The organism is Isoptericola croceus, assembly GCF_029382255.1.
In the GTDB taxonomy this organism is placed as follows: Bacteria; Actinomycetota; Actinomycetes; order Actinomycetales; family Cellulomonadaceae; genus Isoptericola; species Isoptericola croceus.
On the sequence record NZ_JARLLG010000251.1, the window covers coordinates 1 to 272 of the forward strand.

At 46.3% G+C, this 272-nt stretch carries 1 protein-coding gene; it reads right to left on the bottom strand.

What is annotated here, in order from left to right; genetic code table 11:
• Positions 1-191: RNA-binding protein (locus PZC42_RS21310; RefSeq protein ID WP_277214141.1), on the bottom strand; the 191-nt coding region annotated here is incomplete at its 3' end.
• Positions 192-272: the final 81 nt, after the last annotated feature.

Sequence of the window (272 nt, forward strand, 5' to 3'; positions counted from 1 at the left end):
TCCTTATTGATATAAAGTTCACTTGTATCACCGTAAGGTGTGAAAAGAGTTTTCAGCTCATCTTCTGTAACATCAGCTGGCAAATTTCCTATATACAAGCGACATCTGGAGTTAAATTTTTTTTCCTTGTATTCTTGGGAAGGAATATCAAGAGTCGAAGACCCAACTGTTTTCAACAAACGGTCGTTCATGACAGCAGTCTCATTGGGCCAGGAGCCTCCCCCGCCCATTCCTCCAGCGCCTCCTCCCATGTCACCGCCACTGCCGCGCTG